The sequence below is a fragment of the Larkinella harenae genome, assembly GCF_054780515.1.
The window spans coordinates 678,087-690,765 of the sequence record NZ_BAAGWE010000001.1 but is presented as its reverse complement, the minus strand read 5'-3'; the positions used below and the strand labels follow the sequence as shown (position 1 = coordinate 690,765).

13 protein-coding genes are annotated in these 12,679 nt (G+C 48.1%); 6 read left to right on the top strand and 7 right to left on the bottom strand.

The window, feature by feature from the left end; translation table 11 throughout:
- The first annotated feature begins 86 nt into the window (after positions 1–86).
- From ACYVH9_RS02830 to ACYVH9_RS02820, 3 genes are all read left to right on the top strand, one after another.
- Entirely contained in the window at positions 87–641 is a 555-nt protein-coding gene (locus ACYVH9_RS02830) for a DUF4142 domain-containing protein (RefSeq protein WP_460634774.1), read from the top strand.
- 118 nt (positions 642–759) lie between these two features.
- Positions 760–1,626, top strand: a complete 867-nt coding sequence (locus ACYVH9_RS02825) for an alpha/beta hydrolase (RefSeq protein ID WP_460634773.1) — start codon at positions 760–762, stop codon at positions 1,624–1,626.
- A gap of 1,042 nt (positions 1,627–2,668) precedes the next feature.
- A complete protein-coding gene (locus tag ACYVH9_RS02820; protein ID WP_460634772.1) occupies positions 2,669–4,777 on the top strand; it encodes a peptidylprolyl isomerase in 2,109 nt (702 codons plus the stop codon).
- 62 nt (positions 4,778–4,839) lie between these two features.
- Here ACYVH9_RS02820 and rdgB read toward each other — a convergent pair whose 3' ends face one another.
- From rdgB to ACYVH9_RS02800, 4 genes are all read right to left on the bottom strand, one after another.
- Complete coding sequence (gene rdgB, locus ACYVH9_RS02815; RefSeq protein WP_460634771.1) at positions 4,840–5,415, bottom strand: RdgB/HAM1 family non-canonical purine NTP pyrophosphatase; 576 nt, start codon at positions 5,413–5,415, stop codon at positions 4,840–4,842.
- A 67-nt stretch (positions 5,416–5,482) separates the two neighbouring features.
- A complete protein-coding gene (locus ACYVH9_RS02810) occupies positions 5,483–6,415 on the bottom strand; it encodes an FKBP-type peptidyl-prolyl cis-trans isomerase (protein WP_460634770.1) in 933 nt (310 codons plus the stop codon).
- Positions 6,416–6,536: 121 nt separating this feature from the next.
- Entirely contained in the window at positions 6,537–7,445 is a 909-nt protein-coding gene (locus ACYVH9_RS02805; RefSeq protein ID WP_460634769.1) for an FKBP-type peptidyl-prolyl cis-trans isomerase, read from the bottom strand.
- A gap of 90 nt (positions 7,446–7,535) precedes the next feature.
- Complete coding sequence (locus tag ACYVH9_RS02800; protein WP_460634768.1) at positions 7,536–8,552, bottom strand: DHH family phosphoesterase; 1,017 nt, start codon at positions 8,550–8,552, stop codon at positions 7,536–7,538.
- Between the two features lie 110 nt (positions 8,553–8,662).
- On the opposite strand from ACYVH9_RS02800, the gene ACYVH9_RS02795 reads away from it, so the two are divergent.
- A complete protein-coding gene (locus ACYVH9_RS02795; protein WP_460634767.1) occupies positions 8,663–9,082 on the top strand; it encodes a nucleoside-diphosphate kinase in 420 nt (139 codons plus the stop codon).
- A 43-nt stretch (positions 9,083–9,125) separates the two neighbouring features.
- Here the strand turns inward: ACYVH9_RS02795 and nth are convergent, their stop codons facing one another.
- From nth to ACYVH9_RS02780, 3 genes are all read right to left on the bottom strand, one after another.
- On the bottom strand, positions 9,126–9,800 hold the full coding sequence (gene nth, locus ACYVH9_RS02790; protein WP_460634766.1) for an endonuclease III: 675 nt from the start codon (positions 9,798–9,800) through the stop codon (positions 9,126–9,128).
- Positions 9,801–9,939: 139 nt separating this feature from the next.
- Positions 9,940–10,176 (bottom strand): hypothetical protein, encoded by a 237-nt coding sequence (locus tag ACYVH9_RS02785; RefSeq protein ID WP_460634765.1) that lies wholly within the window; start codon positions 10,174–10,176, stop codon positions 9,940–9,942.
- A complete protein-coding gene (locus ACYVH9_RS02780) occupies positions 10,151–10,750 on the bottom strand; it encodes an RNA polymerase sigma factor (RefSeq protein ID WP_114405445.1) in 600 nt (199 codons plus the stop codon). The genes ACYVH9_RS02785 and ACYVH9_RS02780 overlap by 26 nt, the downstream gene beginning before the upstream one ends.
- A 439-nt stretch (positions 10,751–11,189) precedes the next feature.
- Between ACYVH9_RS02780 and ACYVH9_RS02775 the strand changes: the two genes are divergently transcribed.
- Together ACYVH9_RS02775 and ACYVH9_RS02770 are read left to right on the top strand one after the other, a co-directional pair.
- Positions 11,190–11,882 (top strand): YjjG family noncanonical pyrimidine nucleotidase, encoded by a 693-nt coding sequence (locus ACYVH9_RS02775; RefSeq protein WP_460634764.1) that lies wholly within the window; start codon positions 11,190–11,192, stop codon positions 11,880–11,882.
- Positions 11,883–11,892: 10 nt separating this feature from the next.
- Positions 11,893–12,672 carry a 3-hydroxyacyl-CoA dehydrogenase gene (locus tag ACYVH9_RS02770; protein ID WP_460634763.1) on the top strand — a complete coding sequence of 260 codons (780 nt, stop codon included), beginning with the start codon at positions 11,893–11,895 and terminating at the stop codon, positions 12,670–12,672.
- Positions 12,673–12,679 lie beyond the last annotated feature (7 nt).

The window sequence follows — 12,679 nt, the reverse complement described above, 5'->3', positions numbered from 1 at the left end:
TTAAACCTTCGAAAAATAACTTTTACGGATTTCGGTAGTTTATATGAAACGTTAACACAAAGAGTATAAACAAAACTCAACCAATCATGAAAAAAGTAAGCTTATTTATGCTGCTCGTCTTGAGCGCGTGGACATTCCAATCGTGTAATAGCACTAGTAATAAAGACAGCGCCGAGCAGGCTGAAGAAGTAAACGAGGCCAAAGATATGCCTGAGGATGATTCCGAATTTGCGATAAAGGCGGCCAGCGGAGGAATGATGGAAGTGGAATTGGGCAAAATGGCCGAACAGAAAGCCCAGAATCAGAAAGTGAAGGAGTTCGGCGCGATGATGGCGGCTGATCATTCAAAAGCGAACGAAGAGCTAAAAGCGCTGGCAGCCTCTAAAAACATCACTATACCGGCCACCCTGAGCGAAGACCATCAGAAACACGTTGATGAGTTAAGTAAATTATCGGGGGCTGAATTTGACAAAGAATACGTTAAACTTATGGTTGATGATCATAAGGAAGATATCGATCTGTTCAAGGATGCTTCTTTCAGCGCCAAAGACCCGGATGTAAAAGCGTTTGCCGGTAAAACGCTGCCGACACTTCAAAAGCACTACGATGCCGTAAAAGCCATTCAGGATGGCATGAGATAACCAATCATCAGGTTATTTGAAAGGAGCGCTGGCTGGCCAGCGCTCCTTTTTTATTTCTTTGTTGTATCTTGGCTTCCGGCCAAACAACGGTTTTATTTCCTCCTAAATCCATTTAAACATGAAGCGATTTATTTACCGATTCCTCATTTTTCTCGCTTTTTTTCCCCATCTGCTCCTGGCTCAAACCGGAAAAGTACTGGACAATCAATCCCTGAAAAGCAAAGTTCTGAAAGGTGAACGAAAATTTGCCATTTATTTACCACCGGATTATGAATCCTCCCAGCGCGCTTATCCGGTTTTATACCTGCTTCATGGCGCGGGTGACGATCATACCGGCTGGGTGCAGTTTGGGGAAGTACTGCACATTGCCGATAAAGCGATTGCAGAAGGCAAAGCAACGCCGATGATAATTGTTATGCCGGATGCCAATACGGGGCGACGGGGTTACGCCAACGACCCCAAAGGCGAATGGCGCTACGAAGATTTTTTCTTTGAAGAGTTAATGCCCCACGTTGAAAAAAACTACCGGATTAAAGCAGAAAAGCGGTTTCGGGCCGTTTCTGGTTTGTCAATGGGCGGTGGCGGAACCTTTACCTACGCCCTGCATCATCCGGAATTGTTTTCTTCAGCCTGCCCGCTCAGCGCTGCTACTGGACCGCTAAACCTGGAAGCCGCCAAAGCGCAACTGGCCCGCAGCAACCAAACTGCTACCGACGATGAACTACAGGCTTATTTTAAACGGCAGAGTGTATTGCAACTGATCGAGAACCTACCGGATGACCAGAAAAAAGCCGTGCGCTGGTACATCGATTGCGGGGATGATGACTTTTTGTATGAAGGCAATTCGCTGGTCCATATTGCGATGCGCAAAAAAGAAATTCCCCATGAGTTTCGCATTCGGGACGGTGGCCATACCTGGACGTACTGGCGAACGGCTTTACCAACGGTTTTGGAGTTTGTTTCGGCGGGTTTCCACCAGTTCTGATTCGTTGTAACGAAACCTATTTTCTTGCTTATAAATAGGCTTTGATCGGCTATGGTTTGCTTTTTCAAAAGTAAACCACAGCCGATTCTTTTTTATTCACCACCAGTTTCATTGAGTACTACAGTTTCACCCAAAGCTTCATGAACGAAGTTCCAGCTGGGTAACCTAAACATCTTTATATACAGCGTATAAATACTTAAAAAACAACCTATGTAGACGGAAGTATAGCTGGTTATTTTTACGATGATGAACAATAATTCAGCTGTTATTAATTGCCGTGTTTGTCACTCTTCGTTGACATATGATTTACCGTGGTTAACTTATTGTTAAATCCAGCTTTCGTTACTTATTGTCAATTCCAATAAGCGACAATCTTATACCGGACTTCCAGCGTTATTCCATCGCTCCTGAAAAATAAATAGCACATTTGTTAACGTAAAGATCGTGGTACTTAATAATCTGGTATTGATGCATTACTGAAATGTAGCAGGATATACGGTACACAATCGGAATGACTTAAGTTGCCGCGCGAAACTACCAGGCAGACACGATTACTTTGACGAATTTATAAAGGCTCAACAACTTGTTTTCCAAACGTTTTCCGAAACTCCATTTACACTGCCTTAACGGTTTTACGTTCACCGACCCAACCGCATCTCAGGGTATTAAATAACGCCATTCTTCCCGCTGGCCTTTGCGAATATGGGCTCCTAAAACGAAGAATGCATTACAGAATGAAGAAAGAACCGGCTCCCGTAAAACCTCCTACGCCAACAAACTCATGGTCAGCCACCTACCGACCCGATGACGCTGTCAGCGGTCACCAGTTTGCGGGTTTCTTGCACCCATAGCTCCCGGCGCGTAATGCCTTGGGCAGGATCGTCGGAACAGACAGCCTTCCTATTCCGTCAGAGGACGCCACTGGACAGCCCATATTTAGAAGATTCGTTTTGAAGTTTTTAGCCGTTTTGGCCCGGCTTTTGCCTTGTGTTTCTGCGAGAAAAGGTGTTATTTTGCGGTTCTCATTTTTGTATAACTAATAATGGCTTTAATTAACAAGATCAGGGAAAAATCGGGCGTTGCGGTAGGTATTATTGCCGTCAGTTTGATTTTATTTATTGTGGGAGGAGACTTGCTCGGTTCGCGAAGCTTGTTTGGCGGACAGGACCAGAATGTGGGCGAGATTGCCGGCCAGAAAATCTCCTATCAGGAATTTAATGCAAAAGTAGACGAAGCCCGGGCTGCCTACGAACAGCAAACCGGTCGGCCCGCATCCGAGCAGGATCAACTGCAACTCCGCGATCAAGCCTGGAATCAGTTTATTTTAGACATTGCTTATCAGAAAGAATACGAGTCGCTTGGTCTGACGGTGACCCGGGAAGAGCTGATCGACATGGTTCAGGGCAATTACATCAGCCCCGCCATCCGCCAGACGTTTACCGACCCCCAAACCGGTGCCTTTGATAAAAATACCGTTATCAATTACCTCAAAAGCCTCAAGACGCTGCCCGCCGAACAACAACAGGCCTGGGCGAATTTTGAAAAAAACCTGAGCGCCGACCGTATGCGGACCAAATACGAAAACCTGGTTCGGTTATCGTCGTTTGTAACCACCGCCGAAGCTCAGAAAGAATATCAGGCGCAAAACACCCGGGCGGATGCCAAATTCCTGCTGGTTCCTTATTTTGCCGTTCCTGATACGACGGTAAAAGTTACCGATAGCCAGTTGAAAGAATACCTCGATAAGCATAAAGACGAATACAAAAGCTACAACAGCCGGACGCTTCAATACGTAACGTTTCCGGTCGCTCCTTCCAAAGAAGACAGCACGGCTTTATACGAACAGATTAAAACACTGGCACGTGGGTTGGCGTCGGCCCCGAACGATTCGTCATATGCCCGCATGAATTCCGATATTCAGGCTCCGCTTTACATGACCCTCGGCGAAATGCCCGAGCAGTTGAAAGCAACCGTTGGTACGTTCGCAGCGGGCGGTGTGTACGGTCCTTACAAAGAAGGCAACACGTATTACATCTACAAATACGGTGGAGTTAAAAAAGACACGAACTTTACGGTTCGGGCCAGCCACATTCTGATTCGCGCAGCCGGTAGTGATTCGGCCAAAGCCGCAGCCCGGGTGAAAGCCGAAGGCATTCTGAAACAGATTCAGGGAGGAGCCAGCTTCGAAGCATTAGCCCAGGCCAACAGCGATGACGGCTCACGGCAGACGGGTGGCGACCTAGGTTATTTCAAAAACAATAACCAAATGGTCAAACCGTTCCAGGACGCGGTTTTTGGATTCAATGGCGCAGGGCTGATTCCCCGGCTGGTTGAAACGGACTTCGGTTATCACATCATCAAAATAACCGAGCCAAAAACCAATACTCTTTACCGCATTGCAACAATCGGTAAAACCATCACGCCGAGCCAGGTAACACGCGACGAAGTATACCGGAGAGCCGAGCAATTTGCGACCGAAAGCAAATCCAAAGCGGATTTTGAAGAAAACGCGAAGAAAGATAAGGATCTGGTCGTGGCAACGGCCGAACGCGTTCCGGAAAATGCAACCAGCGTCAATGCACTCGGCAATGCCCGTGAATTGGTTCGCTGGGCTTTCAATGACAAAACTGATTTGAACGACGTTTCTTCCGCTATTGAAGTGGATGATCAATATGTAGTAGCGGTCCTGACCGGCCAAACCGACGAAGATGAAGCATCGGTTGATAACTTCCGGCAGGAGCTGACCGCCAAGGTTCGTAACCAGGTAAAAGCGGAGCAAATTATTGCCAAGCTCGGAAGCGCATCGGGAAGCCTCGAGTCGATTGCCCAGAAATATGGTGCGGGTGCGCTGGTCGAAACCGTATCGGACATCAACCTGGCAAACGGTTTTCTGAAAAGCGCGGGTGTGGATCCGCTGGCCGTCGGCAAGATCTTCGGTTTGAAAGCGGGCAAACGCTCCAAGCCTTTCGCGGGTGATGCGGGTGTGCTGGTGGTGGAAGCTACGAAAGTAACCCCTGCTCCATCGGTGGCAGATTACGCACTGTACAAAAATCAGTTGCAACAAAATGCCAGTAGCCGAGCCGGTTTCATGATCAACGAAGCCATTCGTGACAACTCCAACATCAAAGACCGCCGGGCAAAATTCTATTAATTGCTAGCCCAGCAGCATGCAAAAAGCCCGGTTTGACCGGGCTTTTTGCATTTAACAACGGTTTACAGCGCTTTCAGAAAGCGAACCAGCTGCTGAAAAGCCTTACCCCGGTGGCTGATGGCGGCCTTTTCCTCCATGCTCATCTCCGCAAACGTGCGATCATAGCCGTCGGGTTGAAAAACCGGGTCATAACCAAACCCACCGGAACCGCGCGGCTCCGTCAGGATTTTGCCTTCGGCCACTCCTTCGAAAACATGGTACTGCCCATCGAGCACTAGCGTGATAACAGTTCGGAAGCGGCCCCTGCGATCGGCCGCTTCGTTCAGATTCGTAAGCAATGCATTCAAATTCCGTTCGTAACTGCGCGGATGACCACCATAGTACGCTGAATGGACCCCCGGCGCGCCATCCAACGCATCCACCTCCAGCCCCGAATCATCGGCAAAACAATTGACGCGATAATGATCCCAGACGTGCGCGGCTTTCTGGCGCGAATTGCCAGGAATGGTATCCTGCGTCTCGGGAATTTCTTCGAAACAGCCAATATCCTGCAGGGTTTTCAATTCAAACTGGTCGCCCAGCATAGCCGAAATCTCTGCCAGCTTATTGGCGTTATTGGTCGCAAAACAAAGAATCATAACAAGAACGTTAAAAAAATAGGCTGCCCCGTTTGAAGAAGCAGCCTGAATTTAAAAGAAAGTATGGTTATTTCGCACTGACGACTTCTAACTCAAACATCAACGGAGAGTAGGGTAATATCGAATATGCATTATTACTCTGCCTTCCTGCTTCTCCATAACCGATGGAAGAAGGCAACACAATAGTAGCTTTCTCACCCACCCGCATTTTTACAAGTGCTTCATCCCAAGCAGCAATACCTTGCGCTGTACCGATACTCCAATCCAGCCCCGTGGTTGTATTACTATCAAATTGAGCTCCATTAAGGAAACGGCCCGTATATTTAACTTTTGCCGTCTGCCCGGTTTTTACCTGTGCCGAATCCGAGTAGGCTTTTGTCCGAAGAAAACGCAACCCTGATGCGGTTTTTTCCGCTGCGGTCAGTTTATTAGCCACCAGATAATCCTGAATTTGTTCGTCTTCCGTCCGAACACTCACCATCCTGATATCGTACCGAACGGGTGTATAGGCCGGTAGCAGCAAATTACCACTTTTGTTATCGGTCGGGTCATAGGGCGCTAATACAATAGCTTCCTCTCCTTCTTTTAGTAGTTGCAGGCTTTGATAGAGCCGGGCCGTGATTCCACTATTAGCAAGCATATTAACACGCGATCCGACTGTCACCATATTAGGCCCTTTTGACCGGTCCGAACTATCAACGATCACACTATCCAGACGGCTCTGCACAAAATAGTATTTTACTTCGTCGCCAATAGCCGGCAGTTGGTCATTGGTAGCAGCTTTCGTCCGAATGATGTACAGACCCGTTACTTCGTTCTTTTCCGCCTTCCCTCTCAGGTTGTATTTGTCGATGTATTCGTTGATCTCCTGTTCGTTTTCGCGTCGCTTCCGATCGTTCAGCGCTTCGCCCGGATCCGGCTGACAAGCCAACTGCGTGATTAACAAGCCAATCAGCGAGATGGCTGCGCACCATTTCGACCAATTTTTCATTCCATTCATTTTACTCCTATAGATAAATATGGTTCTTCGCACGGTTTTTCCGTTTATACCGCTTCTGTTTGTAAACAACGAACCCGATACGGAATCTGGTATCGGGTTCGTCGACAGATTTATCAACTTATTACCGGCCGCCGTGGGGCATGGTAGGCGGAGCTGGAGCTGCACCTTTCTTTACATCCACCAGTTCCACGTCGAACATGATCACGGAGTTCGGCGGAATGGCACCCGGCGCTCCTTCGGTTCCGTACGCCAGCGTCGACGGAATGATCAGCGTACCTTTGCCACCTTTGCGTAACTGCTGAATGCCTTCTTCCCAACCGGGGATCACGGCACCTTGTCCCAGCGGAAAATCAATACCAGCCTGCGTCTGCGGATTTTTCTCCGAGCTGTCGAACACTTTTCCGTCCATCAGCTTGCCGGTGTATTTTACTTTTACCACATCGCCAGACACCGGTTGTGGTCCCGTACCGGGTTGCGTAATGACATAGTACAGACCCGATGCGGTTTTTTGACCAGCCAGTTTGTTTTTTGCTACGTAATCCGCAATGGTTTTCGCATCTACGCCTTTTTGCTTTTCCCGCGATTCCGCTTGTGACTTCTGGAATTGCTCCATCGACTGAACATCAATCACTTTAAGGGTGTACGCAATTTCAGAGCCTTTCGGAATAAACGGCGGCAACTGCTGTCCCGACCGGGCTGCGATCGAATCCGCGTTTACATAAATGGTGGCGCTGTCACCTTTGCTCAGCAAAGCCATTCCTTCTTCCAGGCTACCTTTGAACGTGGAAGCTTGTAAAGGCTGCTTAACGGGACCACCGTTTTGGTAGCTGCTTCCCAGCAGGGAGTCTTTGCTGTTTTTAACCGTGATGTTGAACGTCATCACATCGCCGACTTTGGCTTTGGGCGTATCCTCAACATCTTCGTGAAACTTGTACTTCAAGCCGTTTTCGGTTACTTGCACTCGGTTGTTGTCGCAGGCAGCCAGAGTCGCAACCAGCAGGGAGAGTGTACCAATGGATTTGAGATTCATGAAATTAAAGTTTGTAGTTCTGTAGTTTATGGTTAGAATTTGTGGTCAACTACGCACCACAAACCGTAGGAATTATTTTTATGCGTTTCATTAAACCGTTTCCAACAATTGCTCCTGGTACGCAGGCAGCACCTTGAGTAACATTTCCTCCGTTTGTTTCAACGTCAACGTTGTCCGGCCACCAGCGGCATTTTTATGGCCTCCGCCGTTGAAATGCTGGCTGGCCAGATCCCGCACCGAAAAATCACCGACCGACCGAAACGACATCTTCACCTCGTCTCCCCGATCAATGAGAATCGCTGCCATGATAACGCCTTCCACAGCCAGCGCCTGATTGACCAACCCCTCGGTATCACCCATTTTCGAACGAAACCGCTTGAGTTCGGCATCGGTAATGGTAATGTACGCAAACCGGTATTCGGGCAACACTACCAGCTTTTCCGACAGCGCGTACCCGGTAAATTTCAGTTTATCCAGCGAAATGTTGTCGTAAATCCGGCGGTGAATAGAACTGACCTCAATGCCTGCATCGATCAGGTCGGCAACCACCCGATGAACCGCCCCCGTCGTACTGGCGTGCCGAAAAGACCCCGTATCGGTCATGATTCCAGCATACAGACACTCGGCGATGGGAACATCGATCAGGGCTTTATCACCGATCTGATCAATTAATTGAAAAATGAGCTGGGCGGTTGCGGCAGCCTTCGTGTCCCAATACGTAAAATCAGCAAAAGCTTCCGGTTCCAGGTGATGATCAATCATCACTTTTTTCGCCCGCGACTGGCGCACCAGCGGCTCCAGATCACGGATGCGGTTTAGAACGGAAAAATCCAGACAGAAGATAGCGTCAGCCTGCTCAAAGAGCTGGGCTATTTCTACCCGCTTTTTCTCGTCGAATACGATTACTTCGTCGTTTCCGCTTAACCAGTACAAATTTTCGGGATAATCCGTCGGAGCCACGACCGTCACCCGGTGGTTTCGTTTTTTTAAATAACCTGCCAACCCCAGCGACGATCCCATCGCATCGGCATCGGGGTTGAGGTGAGTGGTAATCAGCACCGTTTGGGGCTTATCGATCAAATCACGGATTGCGTCGAAGTCTTGCATTTATAAGTAAGCCCGTTCTTAAACGGGTAGGTATCAATTCGCAAAATTACGAAGAATTGTTATGTAATCTTTATACCTTTGGAACCAAATAATATTTTGTTTACTTTCTGATGACGACCAACCGTACGTTTACCATGATCAAGCCCGACGCTGTAGCCGAGGGCCATTCCGGTACAATCATCAAAATGATTGAAGAAGCCGGTTTTCGGATAGTAGCCCTAAAGAAAGTCCAGTTGACCCAAGAGCGCGCCGGACAATTCTACGCTGTACACGAAGGAAAACCCTTCTACGACAGCCTAACTACCTATATGTCATCCGGACCGATTATTCCGATGATTCTGGAAAAAGATAACGCCATTGCCGATTTCCGCCAGTTTATCGGCGCAACAGATCCGGCCAAGGCAGCGGAAGGCACCATCCGTAAACTGTTCGCCAAATCGATGCAGGCCAACGCCATCCACGGTTCGGATTCCGACGAAAATGCGAAAATTGAAAGCGACTTCTTCTTTGCGGGAATTGAACAATTTTAGTTTGAACGGTCATGAACTGGGATTACACCGGTGTAATCCCAGTTCATGACCGTTCATCCTTTAATCGGCGTAATCCTAGTTCAAGACGCTCATAGTATTTACAAAAGTGCGTCAACGCGCATTCGTTACATTTGGGCGAGCGAGCGATGCAAACGTAACGACCGTGCAAAATCAGCCAGTGATGCGCTTTGGGCACGTACTCCTTCGGAATGTAAGGCATCAGGGCTTTCTCAACCGCCAGCGGAGTTGTTGCGGTTTGCGGCACCAAGCCCAGCCGATGCGACACCCGAAAAACGTGCGTATCAACGGCCATGGTAGGCTGATTGAAGATCAATGAAGCGATGACATGGGCGGTTTTTCGGCCCACACCCGGCATTTTTTGCAAATCATCCACTTTTGCCGGTACTTCTGAACCAAACTGCTCGGTCAGCACCTTCGCCATCCCCACCAGGTGTTTGGCTTTGTTGTTGGGATAAGAGACACTGCGAATATAGCCAAACACTTCTTCAACCGAAGCTGCTGCGAGTGATTCCGGTTCCGGAAACCGTTCAAATAATTTGGGGGTAACCTGGTTGATCCGCTTGTCAGTACACTGCGCCGACAAAATAACCGCCACCAGCAATTCATACGGATTGCCGTAATTCAATTCCGTCTGGGGTTCGGGGAAATGCGTCGTGAAGTATTCGAGAAACAGGCGAAACCGTTCTTTCTTTTGCATGAAGCAAAGATAACTCTCTCTGATCAACTCTGATTTTCCCGGATCAACGCTATGTAATAATTTTTCAGTTGTTACACAGCGTTGATCCGAAATTATTCGGAGCGCATCGGAGAAAACAAAAACCCGTCAGACCCTGCAATCAGGCCGACGGGTTTGGTATGTAATTCTTTGAATAATTCAGGATGTTCTGGATGGATGAAGCGGCTGGCGTCCGTTCGATTTTATTCATCAGACATTTAATTTCCAGCGTATCCAGGTAGAAACTCATCAACTCGGGTTCCGCCATCAAGGCATCTTCAATGAGTCGATTCTCCTCAGCGGATGTTTCTTCGTAAACATACCGAATAACGTCATCGTTGGTAAAAATTTGTATCATAGTATGGGGAACGTTTGCTTAGTTGCTTCCGCAAATTAATTAAAGCATAACGCATTCTCCCCAATGCCGTATTGATACTGACTCCGGTTGCATCGGCAATTTCCTGGAAACTCATTTCCTCGTAATGCCGCATAATCAGAACCTGACGTTGCTGCTCGGGCAGCCGTTGAATCAGCTCACGCAGATGTTCGTGTGTTTCCTGCCGAATCTGCACGGACTCAATTGAATCTTCAGCAAACTCCAGCGTATTGAAAACATTACTCCCATCCTCAAACACTACATTGGGGTAGCGTTTTTCCTTTCTAAAAAAATCAATAGCCAGGTTGTGAGCGATCCGAATAATCCAGGGCAGAAATTTACCCTCTTCGTTGTACTTACCTGACTTAAGCGTTTCGACGGCCTTGATAAAGGTGTCCTGCATTAAGTCTTCGGCAACGTACTGGTCCTTTACAATCAGATAAATCGTGGTATAAACTTTCGACTTATGGCGCTGAACCAACTTCTCAAAAGCTTTTTCACTACCGCGGATGTACAGGGATATCAGCTCACTGTCGCTAACCTGCAATTTGTCCATTTTCAGTAATCAGTTAGGTAACGTAGAGCGTTGTATCGATAGTGTGTGAGCGTTGGAATTTTTAGTGAAAGATCTGATTGTTTGTCTCAAAGTAAAATATTTTCATTGTACTTTGCAATAGCCGGAAGAATTATTTTCATAGAAATGAGTCAAAATAAACCACTTTATTGTGCAATAATGTAAAAAACTTTCAGTTTTGATCTTTTTCTAAATTTTATCCTAATTCAAGGAATAGTTGTACTCTTTTCACCCAATCAATTAAAAGGACCCCCTTGCCTTCCAAAGGGTTTAAACCATCCTGCAAATTCTTCTGTTTTTTTTGAGCAGCACTCCTGTAAATTATACCCAGGCTTTGCCGCACGAATCTAATATACGAAATTTGTTGCCCAACGGTTTGCTGAACGTATGATAATTTTAAAATACGTTCTTTTATCAACTTATGTATAAGCATCTTTTCTTCGATCTTGACCACACCCTCTGGGATTTTGATCGCAACTCTGCCGAATCGCTCTGTGAATTGTACGAAACCTACCGACTCGTAGAAATAGGCGTTGAGTCGGTGGAAGTTTTTAATCGGCATTTCTTTGAAATCAATCGGCAACTCTGGTCCGACTTCGACAATAACCGACTATCTCATAGCGACATACGATACCGCCGGTTTCGGATGGTGCTGGATGCCATTGGGGTATCAGACCACTCGCTCTGTGACGACATCAACGAAACCTATTTACAGCTCCTGCCCCGCAAAGCGCACCTGATGGAATCGGCTATTGAAGTACTCGACTACCTGAAAGATCGCTACGAATTACACATCATCACCAACGGTTTTGACGAGATTCAGGCGTTGAAAATGGCGAGTTCGGGCCTGACCGATTATTTTCAGCATGTCATCACCAACCAGAAAGCTGCGGCAAAAAAACCCGATCCGCGCATTTTTGAATTTGCCCTGGAGGTGTCCGGCGCATCGGTGAACGAAAGTTTAATGATTGGTGACAATTACGAAGCGGATGTCTGTGGTGCCTTGAATGCCGGCATAGACGTTGTCTATTACAACATCAGCAGTCTGCCAATTGGTAATATCCAACCGACGTACGAAATTCAGCATCTGAAAGAACTGATGGTTATTCTTTAAATTGATCGTTATGCAATTTGCCAACACAACAGCGCTGATCACCGGCGGAGCTTCCGGCCTGGGAGAAGCCACGGTCCGGCTGTTTCATTCGCTGGGCGCCAATGTTGTTATTCTGGATCTCAATGAAGACAAAGGAAATGCATTGGCCACGGCATTACAGGAACAGATTCGTTTCCTGCGCACCGACGTTACCAGCGAATCCGACGTCCAGGCTGCGGTTGACCTGGCCCTTCAGGAGTTCGGGAGCCTTCGGATCGCTGTCAACTGCGCCGGGATTGCCGAAGCGCGGAAAACCGTGGGCAAAGTGGGCGGCACTTACGGCCCGCATTCGCTGGAGGCTTTCGAGAAAACCGTTAAAATTAATCTTATCGGCACATTCAATGTGATCCGGCTGGCGGCTTTTGCAATGGAAAAAAACGACCCCAATGAGGAAGGGGAACGCGGCCTCATCATCAACACGGCTTCCGTTGCAGCTTACGACGGGCAGATCGGGCAGGCGGCCTACGCAGCCTCCAAAGGCGCTATCGCCAGTCTGACGCTTCCGGTGGCCCGGGATCTGGCCAAAACCGGCATTCGGGTGATGACCATTGCACCCGGCTTGTTCGAGACACCCCTGTTGCAGGGACTACCCGAAGAGGCCCGCCTATCGCTCGGGCAGCAAGTTCCGTTTCCGTCGCGACTGGGCCGCCCGCACGAATATGCCCTGCTGGCCAAAGCTATCGTTGAAAACCCGATGCTGAACGGAGAAGTAATCCGGCTGGATGGAGCGATTCGAATGGCGCCCAAGTAGACACCTC